Raw genomic sequence first — 20,516 nt, 5'->3', positions numbered from 1 at the left:
TTCGCTGAATGGAAATTGGAGTGCTGTCGGCTGTTTTGCGATGTCAGGTCCTTAAATCTGACACCACAAAAACAACCATAAAACCGGCAAGCGTTGCCATAGTATCGGTCATACGGGATTAAGCATTCGCCACCATCATTAAATTGAAAGCCGCGTAGTCAGTCTATTTCTATAGCTTCCGCTCTGCCACGAACTTATGCAAACCCTCTCGACCACGCCTTCCCGCGTATCATTGCGTCCGTTGTTTGCCTTGCCCGTGATTGTGTCGGCACTTGGCTTCTTCGTCGATGTGTACGATATGGTTATATTCAGTATCGTTCGCGTACCCAGTTTGCAATCGCTCGGCTTGTCAGAGGCCGATGTGTCGAAAGCGGGAACGTTTATCCTGAATTGTCAGCAAGCGGGGCTGGTGATTGGTGGTTTTCTGTGGGGCGTGCTGGGCGATAAACGGGGGCGGATGTCGGTACTGTTCGGTAGCATACTTACCTATTCGCTAACCAACATTGCCTGTGGCTTTGTGAACGACGTAAATACCTACGCGTTGCTGCGGTTCGTGGCTGGTATTGGTTTGTCGGGGGAGATCGGCGCGGCTATGGTGCTGGTAGCGGAGATTCTGCCCAAAGAAATTAGGAGTTACGGGTCATCACTGGTGGCCGGCATCGGCTATTTAGGTGCCGGAGCGGCTTACTTGACCGTCGAGTATTTTAACTGGCGATCCGCGTTCTGGGTTGGTGGCGGCATGGGACTCGTTTTGCTGCTGATGCGGGTCAGTGTATTCGAGTCGGGTTTGTTCAGCCGGCTGAACGTTGAGCATAAGAACGTTAGCCGGGGTAATTTTCTTTATTTCTTCAGTAGTTGGCGACAGACAATTAAATATTTACGCTGCGTAGCTGTGGGGATGCCGACCTGGTTTGTGGTGGGTATTCTGGCCACGTTTGCCAACGAACTCGGGCAAGCACTGGATATTGCCGAGGGGGTGAAGCCTGGCCGCTGCGTGATGCTTATTTACGTTGGCTTCGCTGCGGGTGATTTGATATGCGGGCCAGTCAGCCAGTGGTTACGATCCAGACTGAAAGCCATTACAGGGCTGATTATCTTCAGTGCGCTGCTAAGCGGTATTTATTTGTTTGGTGGTATCAAGACCGCCGGAGGTATATACACCATCTGTTTGCTGGCAGGTTTTTTCACGGGGTATATTGCTATGTTTCTGACGATGGTAGCCGAGCTGTACGGCACTAACATCCGCAATACGGCTACGACTTCGGTACCCAGTGTCGTGCGTGGAACGCTTATCCCGATGACGCTAATTTTTCAGTCCCTAAAACCTTCCTTTGGGGCGGTGGCAGCCGCTGCTCTGGTAGGGATCGTTGTGTACGGCCTGACTTTCTGGTCACTAAGCCAGATGGAAGAAACGTTTGGTAAAGACCTGGATTTTGTAGAATAGTCTATTCGTCCTGTGTATCGTTTTCAAAATCTCCCCACTTCGTGCTTTAAATACCTGGTTAGGGCTTCTAAAACGGCTTGCTGACCGTTTATCATTCGGATAAGCCGTTGCTCACGAAGCGGAGCGGTAGCGGTTCGGAACTGCATCATTGTGTTGACAGCTAAAGGTTCTAAACGTAATCGTTCAACACAATGAAAATCTCATTCAACCTCATTGCCAGTGTATTCGCCTTTGTTTTAAGCGTTTCTGCGCCATCGTTCGGCCGAAATCCAGGAGATCAACCCGAACAAAAAGGATTTGCGCTCGCTATTTTTCCCGCTAATGCCGAATCGAAAGTGTGGCTTTGTCTGGAGAAATATAAGGCCGCTAATAAAATCAATGTCGAACTGGTCAACGAAAAAGGGCAGGTGCTCTACCGCGAATACTTGCCCGCAAAAGTCGGTAAGAAAAACTGCTATCGTCAGCAGTTCGATCTAAGCCAAGTTGGCGATGGTAAATACACATTCCGGATCTCGGATGGCAATCAGGTTGAAGAGCGCATATTCAATTTGTCCACACCATCAATCGAACAACAGCTGTCAACGCGGCTGGTCTCGATGAACTAAGTAGGGGCTTATAAAAGTTAGGAATAGAAAAGGCATGGTGCATTGCGCTATGCCTTTTTCGTTGGAAACTAATTACTTCCTAACTTGCTGGTGGCTATTTTCAACTGGCATGCAATCGACTCCTGTTTCCTCCTCTTCTGTTTCGCTCCGTCCCTTATTTAGCTTACCCGTTATCGTTGCCTCGCTAGGCTATTTCGTGGATGTCTATGATTTACTGCTGTTCAACATTGTTCGGGTGCCGAGTCTGAAAGACCTTGGCCTTTCGGAAGCGGATATCTCGCTGATTGGCGGCAAAATTCTGAATTACCAACAGGCTGGTCTGTTGCTTGGCGGTATCTTATGGGGTGTGCTGGGCGATAAGCGGGGCCGGTTATCGGTGCTGTTTGGATCGATTATTACCTATTCACTAGCCAATCTGGCTTGTGGCGTAGTGCAAAATCCTGAGCTTTACGCGTGGCTCCGGTTCATCGCGGGGCTGGGCTTAGCGGGTGAACTAGGGGCGGGGATTACCCTGGTAAGTGAAATTCTTCCCAAAGAACTACGCGGCTATGGTTCGTCGATGGTCGCGAGTGTCGGGTTGTTCGGCGCCGTAGTCGCTTATTTCACCGTCACGCTGTTCGACTGGCGCACGACGTATTTTGTTGGTGGAGGGCTAGGGTTGGGGCTGCTGGCTCTGCGCGTGAGCGTCCTGGAGTCGGGGATGTTCATGAAAGTTCAGGGAACTACTGTTTCGCGGGGTAACTTCTGGGCGTTATTTCAGGAGCGAAATCGTGTTCTGCGCTATTTGCGGTGTATGGGCATCGCACTGCCAACCTACCTTGTCATTGGTATTTTGGCCACGTTCGGCAACGAATTCGGTAAAGCGCTGGGGATTGCAGAAGCCATTCAGCCGGGGCGGTGTGTCATGTTCACGTACATCGGTACCGTTGTTGGCGATTTAGCCAGCGGAGTGTTGAGCCAACAGCTTCGTTCGCGGAAGAAAGCCATTGGGTTAATGATGGGGCTAACTGCGGTTTTCGTGCTTGTCTATTTGTTCGGCGGTATCTCCTCGGCGGGTACGTTTTATGCAGTCTGTGCCTGCCTGGGCTTTAGCATCGGCTACATCGCCATGTTTCTTACCATTACGGCCGAAAGTTTTGGTACGAATCTGCGCGCCACAGCGACGACCTCCGTCGCTAACAATGTTCGGGCTACCACTCTACTAAGTATTCCTGCTTTTCAGGCTATGAAACCTCAACTGGGCGTAATTGGAGCGAGTGCGGTTGTCGCCGTTGTTTGTTTCGGGCTTGCCTACTGGGCGCTGACGACGATGGAGGAAACGTTTGGTAAAGATCTCGATTACACCGAAGCTTGACGCTGTTTTGGGCAAATCGAAGGCACGAAGCTTGCAGAGAATTTGTTTACGTAGTAGTCTTTGCGCTTTTGCGATAAATAAGGCTTGTCAGTACCCGTTGGTAACTTAACAGTCTGTTAACCAGTAAGCGTAATAAATCTGTCTATCTTTGGTTTATGAATCGGAACGATAATCGAAAGCGGTTGCAGCAAGAGTTATTTGATGTTTGTATAATTGGAGCCGGAGCCAGTGGAGCCGGAGCCGCTCTTGACGCTGCCCTGCGCGGTTATCGGGTCGCTTTGATTGATCGAGGTGATATTTCCGGGGAGACATCGTCGCGCTCAACGAAGCTTATCCACGGCGGGGTCCGCTATCTGGAGCAAGCCATCAAAAAGCTCGATCTGGCTCAGCTCAAACAGGTACGACACGGCTTGGCTGAACGCCGAACGGTGATTCGTAACGCGCCCCATCTGGCCCATCCGTTGGCCTTGCTGACGCCGGTGTTTAGCTGGTTCGAAGGCATGTACATGTCCATTGGCCTCAATCTTTACGCTTTTTTTGCCGGTCATGACAGCTTTCCCAAAGGACGGTGGCTGAATAAAGCGGATGCGCTGACCAAAATGCCGACGCTGACCAACCAGATGCACAGCGCGGTACTGTACTACGATGGTCAGTTCAACGATGCTCGTTATGCACTGGCGCTGGCTCATTCCGCTGACGAAGCGGGTGCAGCCGTTGTCAACTATTTAGCCGTAACGGGTTTCGAGCAGGAGAACGGTCAGATCACTACCGCTCATGTGCAGGATCAGCTGACAGGCGAAACGTCCTCAATCCGGGCGAAGGTATTTCTAAACTGTACCGGACCCTACGCGGACGAAATCCGGCTACTGGCGAACCCCACCCTCGACCGGCGCATACGTCCCAGCAAAGGGGTGCATATGGTGTTGCCCCGCGAGATTTTGCGGAGCGACTGTGCGATGCTGATTCCCAAAACGGCGGATGGTCGGGTTGTCTTTGCCATTCCGTTCGGTGATAAAGTTTTCGTAGGTACAACCGACGACGATTATACCGATCTGAACCAGGAACCCGTACTAGAGCCCGCTGAGATCGATTATTTGCTTGATACGTTACGGCCGTATCTGGCTAAAACGCCGGATAAAAATCAGGTACAAGCCGGTTTCGGCGGTATTCGACCGCTTATACTCAGTAGTCGAACCGATACCAAAACGCTCTTACGTGACCATGAAGTGGAGCACGATTCAGAATCCGGTTTGCTGAGTCTGCTTGGTGGCAAATGGACAACCTATCGGGTCATGGCGCAGGATGCGATAGACCGGGTAGCGGAGCGCTTGGGAAGTTCGGCTAAAAGCACGACGGAAAGGCATTATCTGGTGGGTGGCGCAACATATCGTTTCGAGGATTGGCAGCTTTTGCAGCAGCGCTTCGGTCTGCCGACTGACGTTTGCCAGCACTTGATGCAAACGTACGGTGACCGTGCCGAGCAGGTTGCTCGTTTGACCGTTGAACGGCCTGTTTTGCGGGAAAAACTGACCGAACACCGGCCATTTATCAGCGCTGAGGTTGTTTACCAAATCCGGCAGGAAATGGCCGTAACCCTCCGCGATGTGTTGGCCCGTCGTTGGCGGCTCGAACTGTCGGACTGGATCCTAACCGCGCAGATTACTCCCCAGGTTGCCCAGTTAATGGCAGACGAGTTAGGGTGGGACGATGAATACTGTCGTGAGCAAATTCGGGCGTATCAGACTTTACTGCGTTCGTTTGTCGCGCAGGCGGGTTTGGCGGCTGAACGCAAAGCCGCTACCCGCGTATAAAGTGATTCGTTGACAAAAATTACGTCAGAAATCGGGCTTTTAATTCGGGGGTGGGCAGCATGCAGGCGTCGCGCTGGCCGAACCAACGATAACGGTTGCGGGCAACGAAGTTATAAACAGCGTCGCGTATACCTTTCGGTACAATGATAAAGCCGTACAGTAATGGCCAGCCACCCGACAGATGGCGGGCCACTCGCAAAGCTGCCGTCGATTGCTCGTAAAAACGCCCATTTTCCCACAGGACAAATGAAGAAAACTGATCCGTCGGGCGGCCAAGCTGACGGAGGATTTCCTGACCCGTCTGCGATTGTAGTGACGCAAATTGAAAGCGGTTTGTTGAGTCACGATCCAGTACGAACGTGACGGCGGCATTGCAGAGGTTGCAAACACCGTCGAACAACAGAAGCGGTTGAGAAGAGCGAGAGGTCATAGCGTTTTTATAACGTTGAACCGGACGGACTCGTTCTCGTTTATTGCCTGGAAGGCTGGTGCTGCATCAACTCGTTAATAAGTTTTTCCACCTGAGCCACTGGCATTTTCACCACCAGGTATTGATGACCTTTGCCGGTTTTGTCCCAGCCGTTGGAGCCATCCGCGTTCATCGTTAGCCGTCCCGACTCGACCGTGTAATAAGGCGCGTAGCCTTTGATGCCAACTAGCACAGCCGTCTGATCCCAGCTCATGCGACCTGCGTGATCTTCTTTGGCTTTGGGCAGACTGATCGTGAATACATCTTTTACCGGACTGTTTCTGATCTGGCTATTTTGCGTTAAGGGTAAGCCGCTATGAATTTGTTCGCCAATTTCGAAGCCGCTTAACAGCATCGGCGTTGGCCAGTTTTTAAACACGATCTTTGACGATGGGGCGTCCCTGTACACATTGTATTCGCGCCCATTGGGAAACTTACCCGCCATACTGACGACCTTTTTAACCTTCTTTGATACCAGTTCTTTTCCCGAAAGTTTAGAATACTGATCGGGTTTTGAGTTAAGCAGATTTGCCAGATTGGTTAGAAAACCAACCGTGATAATCGTTACACTCTGATCGGGTTGTTCGGCCAAAATCTGGCGGTAGAGCGCAACGGCATCCATCACCTCTTTGTTGGAGCGAACGGTATGCGGATAACGGGCTACCAGTGTATCTGACCAGTTTTGTGAATCCTTGTCGCTAACCGCTTCGCCTTTGGGAACGCCAATGGGAATGGTAGGTCGGCCAAAGTACGTATTGAGCACGCTCAGAACAGATGTGACAGTTGAATAGTTGGTACTGGCGATGGTTGCTAAAATTCGCGCCTGACCGCTATCGGCAAGAGCGTGTAGAATCGCAATGGCGCCTACATCGTCGTAGTCAGGACCCATATCCGTGTCGAAGATGACCGGTACGGGTGTTGATTTTACGGCGGATTGCGCTTGCATTTTACCGGTCGTCAGCGTAAACAGCAGTCCAACAAAAATAACGTGCAGGCGGGTCATAGAGTCGTTCTTTTGCACGTAGAAAGCATTCTTTTAGGCCAACTTACTTTATTCTTTATGATTTCACTTAAGCCACTTACCACTTCGCCTGCTGTACAACTTCGGAATCTGGGCTGGGATTGGATGCTTGGTCAGGATACACTGCCTTACCTGACAAATGAAGTGGTACTGGTGAGTCCTGCTGAAGCCGACGCGTATTACGAAGCGGCCAACGAATTGTTTGATATGTTCGTGGCAGCCGGGCAACACGTTATCGATAACAACCGATTTGCAGAACTGGGTATTCCGGCTAATCTCATTGATCTGATCAAACTGTCCTGGGACGATGACCGGAACATTCATCTATACGGTCGCTTTGACTTGGCGGGCGGCATCGACGGAAAACCCATTAAACTAATCGAATTCAACGCGGATACCGCTACTTGCCTGCCCGAAACAGCCGTCGTACAGTATGCGCATCTACGCGCCAATGGCCTCGATGAGAGTCATCAGTTCAATGCTGTTTTTGAAACGCTAACGAGTCAGTTTGAGGAATTGCTGGCGCTGAATCCTGATTTGCAGCCAACATTGCTGTTATCGGCTATGCGCGATTTTCCGGAAGATGATGCCAACGTATCGCTGATCGGCGAAGCCGCTCGTGAAGCGGGTTTTGAGATTGAGTTCGATTTTATTGACAATGTTGATTTTTCGGCTGAAGAAGGAATCTTCTGGCAGAACCCAAAAAACAGCCAGTTTGAAAAGCTTGATTTTTGGTTTAAGCTGGTTCCGTGGGAAGCCATCGCCGAAGACGAACCCGAGTTGGTAGCGATTCTGACTGAGTTGGTTCGCAAGCGGCTGGCGATTGTCCTGAACCCGGCTTATACGTTGTTGTTTCAATCAAAGTGCATCCTGAAAGTACTCTGGGAGCTTTACCCCAATCACCCTCTCCTCCTCGAAACAGATACTAAACCGCTTGCGGGGAAGTCGTGCGTTGAGAAAGTGTTGTTTGGCCGCGAAGGTGCCAACGTCCGGATTCTGAATGCCGATGGCAGTGAACGGCACGCTGTTGATGGTGAATACGGGGATTACCCTAAGATCTATCAGGAGTACGTTGCTTTTCCTCAGGATTCAGAGGGGTCTACGTATCAGGCTGGTGTGTTTTTCGCGGGGGAAGCCTGTGGCCTTGGTTTCAGGCGTGGTGGTCTAATCTTAGACAATGGGGCAGGCTTTGTAGGACATGTAGTAGAATCATAGTTTTTTAGCTGATCGGCTAAGTAATGTTCAAAATCTCTTGAACTGCCCTTGTATGATTAGTAGTCATTTTTTGTATATTTAGTGACTTGTGTCTGTTTTCTCGTCTATAGCTTATCCAAGGTTTGCAAGTGTAGACGTTAGGAAAGGTTAGTAGGTTAACATTACAATGTGGAAAATGCGGATAGTCCGGTATGCTTATGCCGGACTATTTTGTTTGACGGGTACGTGAGAGTGAATTGTCCAACTAAAGACAACTTTTAGAGAATAAGAAGTAACGGTGTATCAACTGTCCCATATGGTACAACAAATAAGCCCGGCTAACGACCGAGCTTTCTATTACGGTAGGTACTAATTGTAGAATCAGCTAGGGAATCTTGCTTTTAATGTCTTAACAGGAATGGGCAATTGAACTAAACTGCTTCTTACTTTTTATTGATCAACGCAATTAGTCTACAACTGACAAGTCTGTGTTCAAAACAGGAGCTTGACAAGTCCAATCAAATAAAGTACTGAAATGGCAAATACGGATAGCCAGGTGATAGAGCAGGTTAAGTCGAATGATTGATTGTTATTAGTCATCGTCGTGGTGTTTAGGTGAATGGTTAAACAAAGTAAATCTACAGCGAACTAATTTGTATATAGGACTAAGTAATTATAACTAAGGTTTAATCCAGTTAAAATCCTGATTAAAAAGGCTGAAGCTTCCAAAAGAAGTGCAAGGTAATAGCGGATAATGGACCCTGAATTCGGATGAAGCGGAGCGCTTTAATGCGCGTTTACAACGGTTCATCCATCAGAATATACGATTGGTGACACAACCGGTTCGATAATAAGGCCGCCTAATTGACCTTTGTACAATAGTAAAAGCTGATACTTACCTCGACAAAGCGTATTGACAAACAGCTATGTTGGTGGAGGACGCAAGAAACGGTAGATAATTAATAAACGCTTACTAAAGAACCATGAACGTACTTTTCTCTTTACTGATGCTGACAGTCGTTACGACGACATCATTTGGGCAACTGGCTAATAGTAATTCATTCGAAGTGCAGGTCGACGGCAAAAAATACCAGACGCAGCCACGTCGTCTGCGAATAGGTAATTACTGGTGGGTAACAGCTAACAGCATCAAGCCTGATAAGTCGATACGAATATGGCTGGGCAGCTATGATAACAAAGACATTATTGAAACAGGTACCTATCTGATCGTTGATGCAGACAGACCCGACACAAGAGAGAATAAGAAAAAGATTCAGGAGCTAGGTACTTACAAAGGTATTGCCGTTGTCAAATTTGTGGAAGAGACGCGTGAGCCCCGCATGGAATACCACGTAGGTAAATCCCAGAACAACGACGAAACTATTACGGTCAAAATGGGTGCGGACGGTTTTCTGGAAGCAACTTTCAACTGTTCTTTGGCCGGTTCGTACTGGAAAGAAAAAGCAACGGCTACCGTTTTCGGTGGAGTAGGACGGCTTATCAACAAAATGGAAGATAAGGCAATTACCAAAACGACCGGTTACGATTCAGCCATCGATCCGGAGGGAAATGGCTACAGTCGGCAAAGCAAAACCGATACGATTACCCTCACCGACGGTTCATTTAAACTCAAAATGAATTAATGCGTCTTACGTAATTAGTGAGCGAAGAAAACAGGAAAAATGTGACAATAAGAGCATGAAACGGCATGCGCTCGCCTGTGTAATTCTGGGGAGTGTATGCCGTTTTGTGGAGTGTACAGTCTGGGCTATACGACGATTAATCAGGAACGGGCTGATAGATGACAGACCATCAAAAAGCATTGTTTATTGTCAATCCAATAGCTGCAATAATCAGTTGTTTGGCTGATTTTAGTCATATTGTCACAGCACGATAAGGGGTTGTTTTGCAGTGTAATCTAAACACGCAATACTCATGGCAACGCTAACTCATTCGTCCCCCGCATATACAACCAATAGTTATAGCCGCTGGCGGTCTGCTTATACGAATTTCGTCAATAAAGCTGAGTTTAACCGATTTGGCTGGGCTGCTACAGCCGCTATTATCCAGGGCTGCTTGCTTTCGCCGGTTCTATTGTTGACCTTATTTTATTATGGCGGCAGCGACTGGCAATTTTTGGCCAGTAACCTTTCTTTTCTGATGGTGCTGATTCCAATTTTATCCGCTATGCACGTGAAGTACATCTTTCCTACGTTCGGGATCAGTTTTATCCTCCACATAACGCTAATCCTTTACAATGTACTGTAACAGGAGAGCATAAAAAGCTTATTTGTGATTGATTTTAGGGCAATAGATAATTAGTGTTAGATAGTGCTGGCTACTACTTGGGAGGGCAATGCAGGGCCTATTAAAACCCAATAAGTTACTCGTTGATACACCCGCAACAGGCACACCACTTCCCCGACGCGTACATGAATGTAGTGTACGCGTCGATTGTTTTATCAAACGGCACCTGAAGCATCTAGTAGGTAGTCTCCAGAGATTCTTCAGGCTCTCTGGTTTGATCTAGTTCGTCCAGCACAGCTCTCGCAAAAGAAGTCTTGTCCGACTTACGGTATTTATCTTTCGACAAAGCGCCAGAAGGTGCCTTAAAATCCTGACTAACGCGTTGGCAGGCAGCCCATATAGCAGGATTCAACTTGATTTTATAGTGTTGGATTGGGGTATCTGCCCCAAACCACAGCCTGATTATATTGCCTACGGTTGGCTTCATTATAGTACCCATACTCTATTTATCATACAACAAAGGGAAATGTTTAATTATTCTACTATCGAATTGGATATTAATCGAAAACTAATTTATCTTGTAATACCAATAGCGTAGTATATATAATTGCGTTATAGTAGCCCGCCCAAATAAAATTGTACTAGATAAAACGAAAGCAAGTAAATATATATTCTCTAAATTCTTTGGTACGAAACTAGAGCGCGGATTTTGGTGACATTAAAATGTAACAATGGTAGCCATCACCTTCTATAACGCCAAGAACGTAGCAAGGCCTAACTGGTCATTTCAATCAAAAGCGCATCAGCAAATTTGTTTACTATACAATTAAACTGTTAATAACGGAATTTTTAAGATAATGTTATCCAATTTTAGGCTTATCATAATAAACAAAGACAGTAAAAGGTAACTAAATACTAAAAATAAATATAAAATTATTCGAGAAATTTATTACCTGTAGATATAAGGGAGAAAAGGTAAATAGTTGATTACTATTTTATGTTATACGTGAAAATATTTGCTAAACTAATATGTCTGTACTACTGGTTATCTGTAAATAAATTAGGGTAGGTAGGGTATATTTAGGTATAATTGGAAAGTAGAAATGGTAAAAGTTTTCCCTAACTAAGTATATGATAAAAGATCACTTTGTATGGTAACAGATCGTAGTTACATTGCGTATGTTTTTTCATGAAGTTTACTTCTAGTTATTTAGCCTAATGTCTAACTTTTCTAATCCATTAATTTACGCTGTAGACGATGATGAAGATGATCGCTACCTCTTACAATGCATATTTGCTGAACACTTTAAAGAGTGCAACTTACGTGTATTTGAAAATGGGAGTGTGTTGCTGACGCATTTGACGCATCAATTGGACGGTCGGCTTCCAGATCTGATTCTTCTGGATCTCGAAATGCCTGTCTTTAGTGGTTTCGATATCCTTCGTTTCCTGAAGTGTAACGAGGAGTATAGGAGTATACCTATCTCTATCCTTTCGGCGCTGCATAACAGAGATCATATTGAACGATGTTATGAACTAGGAACAACCAGTTATCTGGATAAGACGCAAAGCTATATCCAACTGGTTTCCAGTATACAACATCTACAGCACCACTGGTCGGAAACCCAGACGTTGAAGAATAAAGTAGGAAAGAAGCCCCAGAATCTGCAAAAGATTTTCGACCTAAAGCAAATTCCGCTTAATTAACTACTGATTTCGTTTACAACTAGTTAGTTTTTCCTATATTGCGTCAAAAATTACTGTTCATAGGACTTACGAACTCATGGCCGAACATTCACAAGCAAACCATGGTGCGGAATCTGGTAATGAAGACGAATTCTACCGGATGCTCGAAGAATATACGCAACATGTTCGGCAACGCTATCGTATTCCTATACGCATAAACCTACCGCGCGTATCAGCCAAGAAAGCGAATAAGGGCTATTACGAAGCCAAATAGCTTTGCGTAGCCAGGTAAAGTGCTTTGATTCAGTATACCATACTTTTAGTTTGACGCTTTATAACTACGTTTAAATACTTATCCGAAAAACGGATACTCTTTATAAAAACTCGACACTTACAACTGTTTGAGTCTATAAAGAGTATCCGTTTTTTCTGTTTGTCTATTTGCTTTCTATCAACTCAAGCACAACACTGGCGCGTCGTGCATCGACGTTCGGGTTGAAGCCGATTGTCATCAGGTAATTACCCGAGTAAACAGTTGCACTGTCATTGATGGGAGATTTTGTGCCTGGATATACGTTTAGCTCCCGGATTGAGTAGTTTTTGGATGGGTCAAGCCCTTTCAACCGGATAGGCGCTATACTACCTGCTTTGTAGCGGTTCTGGGTCAGATACGAAAACCAGACGGCTTTGTCTTTTGCGTCGCTTACGTACATCAACGAAGCTATATCGCTGGTATAAGGTGACACGAGCCGAAATTGATCGCCCTGCCAGACCACATTTTTAATTTGGTCGTAAGTTTTTAACGCTTGCTGACTAAATTCCAGTTCTTTTTCATCCAGCTTGCTAACAACGATGTCGTAACCGATTTTACCCATCATTGCCACGTCCGTGCGGAATTTGATGGGCTGTTTACCCCAGTCGGTGACGTGGTTGCACGTAGCAATAGACGGAAAAAAATACGAGTAATTCCATTGGATGAATACCCGTTCCAAACCGTCCGTGTTATCGCTTGGCCAGAACTCGGTGAAGTAACGCAGGGCACCGTAATCAACCCGGCCCCCACCGCCCGAACAAAGCATCATCGGCAAAGTCGGATACTTGGTACGCAGTCGTTCCATGACTTTGTACAATCCCTGTACATATTCCACGTACAGGTGCGACGGATTGGGGTTGGTGGCTGAAAAAGCGTTGTAGATGACGGCGTTGCAATCCCATTTGATATAGTTAATCGTCGGGTTCTTTGTTACAATATCATCGACGATACTGTAGACAAACTCTTGTACCTTGGGATTTGTCAGGTCCAGAACGAGCTGATTTCTAAAGTAATATTCCTGTCGATTAGGGAGTTTGAGCACCCAGTCCGGATGTTTTTCGTAAAGTTCGCTTTTGGGACTTACCATTTCGGGTTCCAGCCAGATGCCGAACTTAATACCAACGCTTTCGGCTTGCTTGACCAGATGACCAAGACCGTGCGGTAGCTTCTTAACGTTCTCCTGCCAGTCGCCTAACGCAGCATGGTCGTCGTTTCTCGGGTATTTATTGCCAAACCAGCCATCGTCGAGCAGAAATAAGTCAACGCCTAGCTTCTTCCCGTCTTTGAACAGCGCCGTTAGCTTTTCTTCGTTGAAATCGAAATACGTAGCTTCCCAGTTGTTGAGTAGCGTTAGCCGATTACCCTGCCCTTGCGGAATCCGGAATTTACGCGCCCAGCGGTGTAGGTTCCGGCTGGCGGTACCTTTACCGGTAGTCGAGTAGGTAAACAAAAAAGCGGGCGTCGTAAATTCTTTACCTGGCGTTAAGTTGTAAGCCGACGCGTACGGGTTTATGCCCGCCGTGAGTCGCAGGTTATGCAACGGATCGACTTCAAAAGCGATCTGGTAGTTCCCTGACCAGGCCAGCGTTCCGGCCATCACCTCGCCTTTGTCTTCTTCGGCGGGTTGATTCAACGCAATCAGAAAAGAAGGCGGCTGAAACAGGTCAGCCCGCGTGCCGAGTTTTGTGTCGAGTATTTTGATTCCTTCGGTAAGCGGCTCTTCAGTCGGATTCATTTCTTTAGCCCAGTCGCCGTGAAAATGCGTCAGGTAGTAATTTGTAGCGGGAATGTACAGGTTCGCGGAGGCATATTTGTGAAGTGTAACATTTTTCTTCTCGGTATGCCGGATTGTCGACCACTGTTCGATGACATCCTCGTTTTCATAGGCTTTGTAGAACAGCGTTACTTCGAACGGATACTGCGGATCTTTTAGGTAAACCGTCGTGAGGACAACGCCATCTCCTGCTGATTTACGTTCGTGGCGGACGTAGCGTAAATCGAGCGACGGATTACCATCGGCATGAGTAACCTGAATGGCAGGTTCCAGCAAATTCCGGCTTCCCGCTGGTGTGTAAGCCGAATTGTACAGACCGGTATAATCTTCGCCCCGTTTGCTGTTTGCCGGAAGCTTGGCATATTCGTCGGGGCGGCTGAGCCGTTGGCCAAGGTGAACAATCGTCGGATTCTGGTCTTTGTCCACCCGGATCACCAGAGCGGTCTGGCGGGTTTCGATGGCAATGTGCGTATCGCCGGGTGCGCTCCAGGCCGTTGCGATGGACAGCGAAAGTAGCGTGAAAACAGTAAAAAGAAGTCGGGCCATTGGGGCGGGTTTTAGGGCAAAACAAAAACGAACGACACAAAATAAAAACCTTTTACCGTACTGTATCCGGCTTTAGGCGTTTATCTTGTATCGTTCGTTCATTACCGACTGATTACGGGTCGGCGTCCGTAGGTTTGGGACAACCTGGTCCTGTGGATTCTAGACGCTAAGTTTGCTCAGGTTTCGATAGCTGATGGCGATCGACTCCAGCGGTGGCCGTTTGCAAACGTCCTGTTCCACAAAGTAATGCGTCATACCCGCGATTTTCTTAGCGTCGAAAATGCGCTGGAAGTTAATAGACCCTTCGCCTACTTCCGCAAACTCGCGTTCTTTGGTTTTGGCCATATCTTTTGCGTGCCACAGCGGGAACCGGCCCGGATGCTTTTTAAACAGCGCTACCGGATCTTGTCCGGCAAAGCTCGCCCAGTAAAGATCTAGCTCCATTTTTACCAGACTTGGATCAGTACCTTTGAGAATCATGTCATAAGGCAGTTGACCGTCCATTTCTTTGAATTCGAAATCGTGGTTGTGGTAGGCAAACTGAATACCACTGGCTTTACAAACCTCCGCCGATTTGTTGAATAAATCGATGTGGCGTTTGTAGTCGTCCATCGTGCGCTCCTGCGGGAACAGGTACGCGCAAACCATGTACTTCTGACCGAGTGCAGCGGCATCGTCAACGGCCCGCTTCCAGTCGTTCTTCAGCGTACCTTTTGCGTTGGGCATGGTGTTGCCAGTCGTGTAATGGCCACTGGGCGCTGATAAACCCAGACTTTTTAGCAGAGCCGAAAACTCAGTCGGCGTTTTTCCGAAAAACTTACCGTCGGAGTAGCCAAACAGTTCTACTTCTTTGTAGCCGATCTCGGCCACTTTTTTCAGCGTTCCTTCGAGGTCTTTGGGCAAGAGGTCACGAAGGGTGTATAATTGTAACCCAACGGATTTTGCGGGCTTGGCCAGTACGTCGAGGCTTGGCGCCAGAGCGGCAGCCATCGCCAGCGCGCTGGTTTTAAGAAATTCGCTACGGGAAATTTTTAGAGAACCGTTCATAAGATTGGAATTGATTTACTACTACACCAATAAGAGTTGGACCCAATTTGCCTACTCTTTATTTGTTGGCCGTTGCTGCTTTATCGACCGAATCCGAATTGCTGATAAATGCGATTTGCTTACTGTCCGGCGACCACGACGGGGTGTTGATGGTTCCCTGACCGCCATATACGTAAGCGATGACTTTTGCGGGAGCGTCGCCCGAAACGGGTAGCAACCGCAAATAGACGTGCTTGTAGAATGGGTGATCGTCGGGCGATACGTCTTTGCCAAACGACAGAATTGTCATCCATTTTCCATCCGGTGAAATGTGCGGAAACCAGTTATTGAATTCGTCATTGGTAATCTGCGTCTGGTCGCTGCCGTCAGCCTTCATGCGCCAGATTTGCATCGTACCGCTCCGGGTCGAGTTAAAATAAATATACTTGCCATCGGGCGAGTATTCCGAACCGTCGTCCAGCCCTTTAGCCGTGGTAAGCTGCGTTTCCGGACCGCCATCGGACGAAATCTTATAAATATCGAACTCATCGTTTCGCTGGCCCGTGTAGATCAACGTCTTGCCATCGGGCGACCAACCGTGCAGGTACGAATGACCCAGGGGCGTGATTCGTTTGGGCTTGCCGCCACCAACGGGTAAGGTGTACACGATGGATTTGTTGCCTTCGTCTTTGACATGGTTGCTGATGCCGATCATTTTTCCATCAAACGATAGAACGTGATCGTTGTTATTGTTGATCGCAAAATCTGTGTTAATCACCGTCGGGGTTTTCTTCTTCAGATCGAAACGGTATAATTTTCCATTGCTGTTGTAGATCAACGCTTTGTTGTTAGGCAACCAATTCGGAGCCTGAATCGATTCGGGTGAGTGATAAATGGCTTTCCGGTGTCCCGTTGCCACGTCCATCAATTCCAGGTCACTGCCGATGTACTCGCGATAGGGCACAAAATTGTTGCGGGCGGGAACAATGATGCGAACATTATGGAAAACGGCTTTTTCCGAAACATCCGGATTGTGCGAACACACGAACAGGCCCACGTAAACATCATCGCCCAGCGTTAAATCGCTAACCTGCTCGGTTACGAACAACTGTCCGTTGCGGGCTACCGACATGGTGTAGGTGTTGCCTTTTCGGGCCAGCTGTACCACATCCGCCGACGTAAGCGCTGATTTTTGCTCTTCCGTGGTTGCGGCTTTGGTCCGGCGGAATTGCAGCGAGGTAAGGCCGTCGCCGTGAACGACCGCGTTGATGTGCGCCGAGTTTGAATCAAGCGTCGAACGGACCATCCAGCCGAGTTTGCGGTGTGGATCAACGCCTTTTCCGAGTAATTTGCCGTTTAGCTGAAGAATGAAATCGCCCTTCATGTGCTTCCAGACGTAGTGAAACTCGTCGTGATCAAACCAGATGTTGGTGCCTGAACCCTCAACGGTGTATTCCTGCTTTACGGGGTCATAAGTTGCCGCGCCGGGCCGCTTTACCTTGCCTACATCCGATTGTCCATCAAACTGGCCGAGAGCATTGGAACGTTGAGCGAAAAGAGGAGATGAAGTAAGACTTGTAGCCGCCAATAACAAGCCAGCATACATAATTTTTAAATTCATAGAAGTCGATTTTCTAGAAAACAAGCCACGTTCGTTTTTCTACTAATCGCTGAGTGCACTATCCAGATAAAGCATATATAGTTTGTGTATTAAGCAAAAGAAAGGCAGAATAAGCCCTGTCAAAACCTATCATTTTATCCGTAAAAGTGCGTTATTCACATACAGCTCAACCCTTGCTCTATGTGGCGTTTTTACCCTTTACTTTTTATTATCAGTTTACTTGCTTCCAGGCTTTATGCCGAGCCGGTTGCTTTTGTGCAGAACCGTGGACAGTGGGCGAGTGAAGTCCGTTTTCGGGCCGAGATTCCGGGTGGTTATCTGTACTTGAAAGCCAACGCGCTGCATTACGTTTTTTACGATGGCTCGGCTTTGTCCAGTCACCATACACCAACGGCTGGTCAGCCTATTAGCGATCAGATTCCCGGTCACGCGGTGGAGGTACGATTTGAAGGGGCTAACACCGCTAGTCAAATAGAAACGAGCCACCCGTCCCCGACCATTCGAAATTATCTCACGGGAAAGAATCCGACAGGCAACGTGGCGGCCTTTAGCGAGGTGCTGTACCATGATCTTTATCCGGGTATCGATCTGCGGCTGTACGCTTATTATCAGACACTCAAATACGAATTCATTGTGCGGCCCGGTGCCGATCCGTCAGTCATTCAGCTGGTTTATTCGGGGGCAAATCAACTTCGCATAGACAAGGAGCAACTAATCGTCGAAACGAGCCTGCAAGCGATTACCGAGAGTCGCCCGTATTCGTATGTCAGTCAGAACGGTCGCGCTACGGAGGTGGCTGCGTTCTGGCAGCTCGACGCGGGTCAAAGTCCAGCCGGTAGTAGTCGAAAAGTTGGTTTTCGGTTTCCGAACGGATACGACAAGAGCCAGACACTGACCATTGACCCCGAACTGGTTTTTTCGACTTACTCCGGGTCTTATTCTGACAACTGGGGTATGACGGCTACTTACGACACAGACGGCAATCTTTATTCCGGTGGCATTGTATTTGGGCCGGATTTTCCGGCTACGACCGGTGCCTTTCGAACGCGGTTTAGCGGTGTTGTCGATGTGGCTATCTTAAAATTCAGTCCGGATGGTAGTAAGCTACTCTACGCAACGTTTCTCGGGGGAAAAGCCGCTGAAGTACCGCATAGCCTGATTGTCAACGGGCAGGGAAATCTGGTGGTCATGGGCTCTACATCCTCGACCGATTTTCCGGTGACGGCGGGCGCTTATCAGACCAAGACGCATTTGGGAACGCCAGCTTCGTATTCTTTTGCAACCACAACCAGCATTGAGTTTACCAACGGCAGTGATCTGTTCGTATCTATTCTTAGTCCAGATGGCAAGCAGCTCGTTGCCAGTACGTTTGTCGGCGGAGCCAGCAAAGATGGGGTAGGATCCAGATTAAGTACAGGGCCTAACAGCGACGGAATTTCGTTTCGCAACTACGGCGACGATCTGCGGGGCGAAGTGATCGTCGGTCCCGACAATGATGTATACGTAGCCAGCGTAACGGAATCAACGGATTTTCCGGCTCCGGCCTTACCCGTAACGGGTACTAATCTGGCCGATGGGGTTGTGTTTAGGCTGAGTGCTGACTTATCGCAATTGCGCTGGAGTTCGCGGATTGGTGGCAGCGGATATGATAAAGCGCATAGCCTTAAACTGACTTCGTCTGGAACGCTGTACGTCGGGGGCGTAACCACCAGCCGCGACTTGCCCGCCAGTGCGGATGCGATCAAATCAAAACCCGAAAGCACGACGCAGGCCGATGGTTTCGTGGCCCGCTTTGACAACCAGCAGTTGACTCGACTGACTTACCTGGGTACGGCAGCCGACGATATTGTTTATTTGCTGGATGTTGACACCGATGGTAACCCGTACGTGTTTGGGTCAACGCGTGGTAAATATCCCGTTACGACGGGTACGTATCAGAATGCGGGCAGCAGTCAGTTTATCCACGCACTCGACGCCAACTTGTCCAGTACCGTTTTTTCTACCGTTATCGGATCGGGACGAGCTACGCCGGATATTGCTCCTACGGCTTTTTTGATCAACGAATGCGGCAACATTTATCTGTCGGGATGGGGTGGAGCGGTAAACGCCCGAACGGGTTACAACGTCAGCAGTAGCACAAACGGGTTGCCTGTCACGAGTGGAGCCTACAAGCGTACGACAAACGGAAGCAATTTCTGGGTAGCGTTGCTCGAACGCGGGGCCAAATCATTGTTGTACGCCACGTTTGTGGGTAGCGAAGCCGTTGGGCGGGGTGATCATGTAGATGGAGGAACATCACGCTTTAACAAGCAAGGCGTTATCTACCACGCCGTCTGCGCCTGTGGAGGAACCAGCTTTCCGGCAACCGCTCAAGCCTGGTCGAAAACAAACAACAGTTCAAACTGCAATAACCTGGCTTTCAAATTCGATGTGGATCGGTTGCGGGCGGGTTTCGATACATATCGGGGCACCGAGAAAGGCATCGTAACGGGCTGTACTCCGCTGACGCTCACGTTTCAGAATACCAGTACGGGCGGTAAGCAATACCAGTGGGTTATTGATGGGCAAGTCGTTTCAACGGATACGGCCAAAACCAGTTACGTCTTTACAAAAGCGGGTCAGTACACCGTCAAGATCCGGGCGTATAATCCGTTGACGTGCCAACGGGTCGATTCTGTTCAACAGGTGATTACGGTCAATCCGGCTAATTTTCGGGTTAGCCCTGATACAACGATCTGCCCCGATGCGGCTGCTATGCTGCGTGCCAGTGGCGCTATTCAGTATGTCTGGTCGCCCGCTGATGGATTGAGCAGTACAACAATTGCCAACCCCATCGCCCGACCGAAACAAACAACAACGTATACCGTCGATATGACCAACGAATACGGCTGTACTACGCGCCGAAATGTAACGATAAGCAGCGATGCCTCGTTCCGACCGGATTTCTCGGTTCAGGTCGGCGAAAATTGCAGTCAGGCGGCCCAGCTAACGTTCGTGAACAATACGAAAAATGCTGATCAATACGTCTGGCAACTAGGTAATGGCGATACCATCCGGACGACTATTCCCGAAAATTATCAATACGAGCAGTCCGGGCAGTACGCAGTTACGCTGACAGCTTACCGCAATGGCTGTTCACTGAGTACAACGAAGCCGATCAACGTTGAGAATCTAAACAACATCCCGAATGTCATTACGCCCAACAACGACGGCAAAAACGACGTTTTCAACAGTGGCCTGTTCAATGCTCAACTGGTGATCTACAACCGATGGGGGCGACGTGTCTTCGAGGCATCACCTTACCAGAACAACTGGGGTAGCAACGTCGACAATGGCGTTTACTATTACTTGCTAACAACACCGTCGGGAGTACAGTGTAAAGGCTGGATTCAGGTACTCGAATAA

15 protein-coding genes are annotated in these 20,516 nt (G+C 48.3%); 10 read left to right on the top strand and 5 right to left on the bottom strand.

Annotated features, from left to right (window positions below; translation table 11 throughout):
- The first annotated feature begins 196 nt into the window (after nt 1–196).
- From LQ777_RS20960 to LQ777_RS20945, 4 genes are all read left to right on the top strand, one after another.
- Nucleotides 197–1,444, top strand: a complete 1,248-nt coding sequence (locus LQ777_RS20960) for an MFS transporter (protein ID WP_232559889.1) — start codon at nt 197–199, stop codon at nt 1,442–1,444.
- Nucleotides 1,445–1,635: 191 nt separating this feature from the next.
- The gene (locus tag LQ777_RS20955; protein ID WP_232559888.1) at nt 1,636–2,049 is read left to right on the top strand and encodes a hypothetical protein; all 414 of its coding nucleotides are present in this window, start codon (nt 1,636–1,638) and stop codon (nt 2,047–2,049) included.
- Between the two features lie 109 nt (nt 2,050–2,158).
- The gene (locus LQ777_RS20950; RefSeq protein WP_232559887.1) at nt 2,159–3,403 is read left to right on the top strand and encodes an MFS transporter; all 1,245 of its coding nucleotides are present in this window, start codon (nt 2,159–2,161) and stop codon (nt 3,401–3,403) included.
- Between the two features lie 155 nt (nt 3,404–3,558).
- A complete protein-coding gene (locus tag LQ777_RS20945) occupies nt 3,559–5,214 on the top strand; it encodes a glycerol-3-phosphate dehydrogenase/oxidase (protein WP_232559886.1) in 1,656 nt (551 codons plus the stop codon).
- A 19-nt stretch (nt 5,215–5,233) separates the two neighbouring features.
- Here LQ777_RS20945 and LQ777_RS20940 read toward each other — a convergent pair whose 3' ends face one another.
- Together LQ777_RS20940 and LQ777_RS20935 are read right to left on the bottom strand one after the other, a co-directional pair.
- The gene (locus LQ777_RS20940) at nt 5,234–5,644 is read right to left on the bottom strand and encodes a thiol-disulfide oxidoreductase DCC family protein (RefSeq protein ID WP_232559885.1); all 411 of its coding nucleotides are present in this window, start codon (nt 5,642–5,644) and stop codon (nt 5,234–5,236) included.
- A 40-nt stretch (nt 5,645–5,684) separates the two neighbouring features.
- On the bottom strand, nt 5,685–6,686 hold the full coding sequence (locus LQ777_RS20935; protein WP_232559884.1) for a nucleoside hydrolase: 1,002 nt from the start codon (nt 6,684–6,686) through the stop codon (nt 5,685–5,687).
- A gap of 57 nt (nt 6,687–6,743) precedes the next feature.
- Between LQ777_RS20935 and LQ777_RS20930 the strand changes: the two genes are divergently transcribed.
- The 5 genes from LQ777_RS20930 (at nt 6,744) to LQ777_RS20910 (ending at nt 12,105) form a co-directional block, all read left to right on the top strand.
- The gene (locus tag LQ777_RS20930) at nt 6,744–7,919 is read left to right on the top strand and encodes a glutathionylspermidine synthase family protein (protein WP_232559883.1); all 1,176 of its coding nucleotides are present in this window, start codon (nt 6,744–6,746) and stop codon (nt 7,917–7,919) included.
- 962 nt (nt 7,920–8,881) lie between these two features.
- Nucleotides 8,882–9,541: a hypothetical protein gene (locus tag LQ777_RS20925; protein WP_232559882.1), complete on the top strand. Its 660-nt coding sequence runs from the start codon at nt 8,882–8,884 to the stop codon at nt 9,539–9,541.
- Nucleotides 9,542–9,833: 292 nt separating this feature from the next.
- A complete protein-coding gene (locus tag LQ777_RS20920; protein ID WP_232559881.1) occupies nt 9,834–10,166 on the top strand; it encodes a hypothetical protein in 333 nt (110 codons plus the stop codon).
- A 1,197-nt stretch (nt 10,167–11,363) separates the two neighbouring features.
- Nucleotides 11,364–11,852, top strand: coding sequence for a response regulator (locus LQ777_RS20915; protein ID WP_232559880.1), 489 nt, complete (start codon nt 11,364–11,366; stop codon nt 11,850–11,852).
- Between the two features lie 76 nt (nt 11,853–11,928).
- On the top strand, nt 11,929–12,105 hold the full coding sequence (locus LQ777_RS20910) for a hypothetical protein (protein WP_232559879.1): 177 nt from the start codon (nt 11,929–11,931) through the stop codon (nt 12,103–12,105).
- Between the two features lie 163 nt (nt 12,106–12,268).
- On the opposite strand, the gene LQ777_RS20905 is transcribed toward LQ777_RS20910, so the two are convergent.
- The 3 genes from LQ777_RS20905 to LQ777_RS20895 all read right to left on the bottom strand — a co-directional run bounded on the left by LQ777_RS20905 (nt 12,269) and on the right by LQ777_RS20895 (nt 17,111).
- Nucleotides 12,269–14,464: an alpha-galactosidase gene (locus tag LQ777_RS20905; protein ID WP_232559878.1), complete on the bottom strand. Its 2,196-nt coding sequence runs from the start codon at nt 14,462–14,464 to the stop codon at nt 12,269–12,271.
- 159 nt (nt 14,465–14,623) lie between these two features.
- Nucleotides 14,624–15,511 (bottom strand): sugar phosphate isomerase/epimerase family protein, encoded by an 888-nt coding sequence (locus tag LQ777_RS20900; RefSeq protein WP_232559877.1) that lies wholly within the window; start codon nt 15,509–15,511, stop codon nt 14,624–14,626.
- Between the two features lie 58 nt (nt 15,512–15,569).
- A complete protein-coding gene (locus LQ777_RS20895; protein ID WP_232559876.1) occupies nt 15,570–17,111 on the bottom strand; it encodes a TolB family protein in 1,542 nt (513 codons plus the stop codon).
- Between the two features lie 180 nt (nt 17,112–17,291).
- On the opposite strand from LQ777_RS20895, the gene LQ777_RS20890 reads away from it, so the two are divergent.
- Entirely contained in the window at nt 17,292–20,516 is a 3,225-nt protein-coding gene (locus LQ777_RS20890; protein ID WP_232559875.1) for a DUF7948 domain-containing protein, read from the top strand.

The organism is Spirosoma oryzicola (genome assembly GCF_021233055.1).
In the GTDB taxonomy this organism is placed as follows: Bacteria; Bacteroidota; Bacteroidia; order Cytophagales; family Spirosomataceae; genus Spirosoma; species Spirosoma oryzicola.
This window is presented reverse-complemented; position numbering and strand designations above follow the sequence as displayed.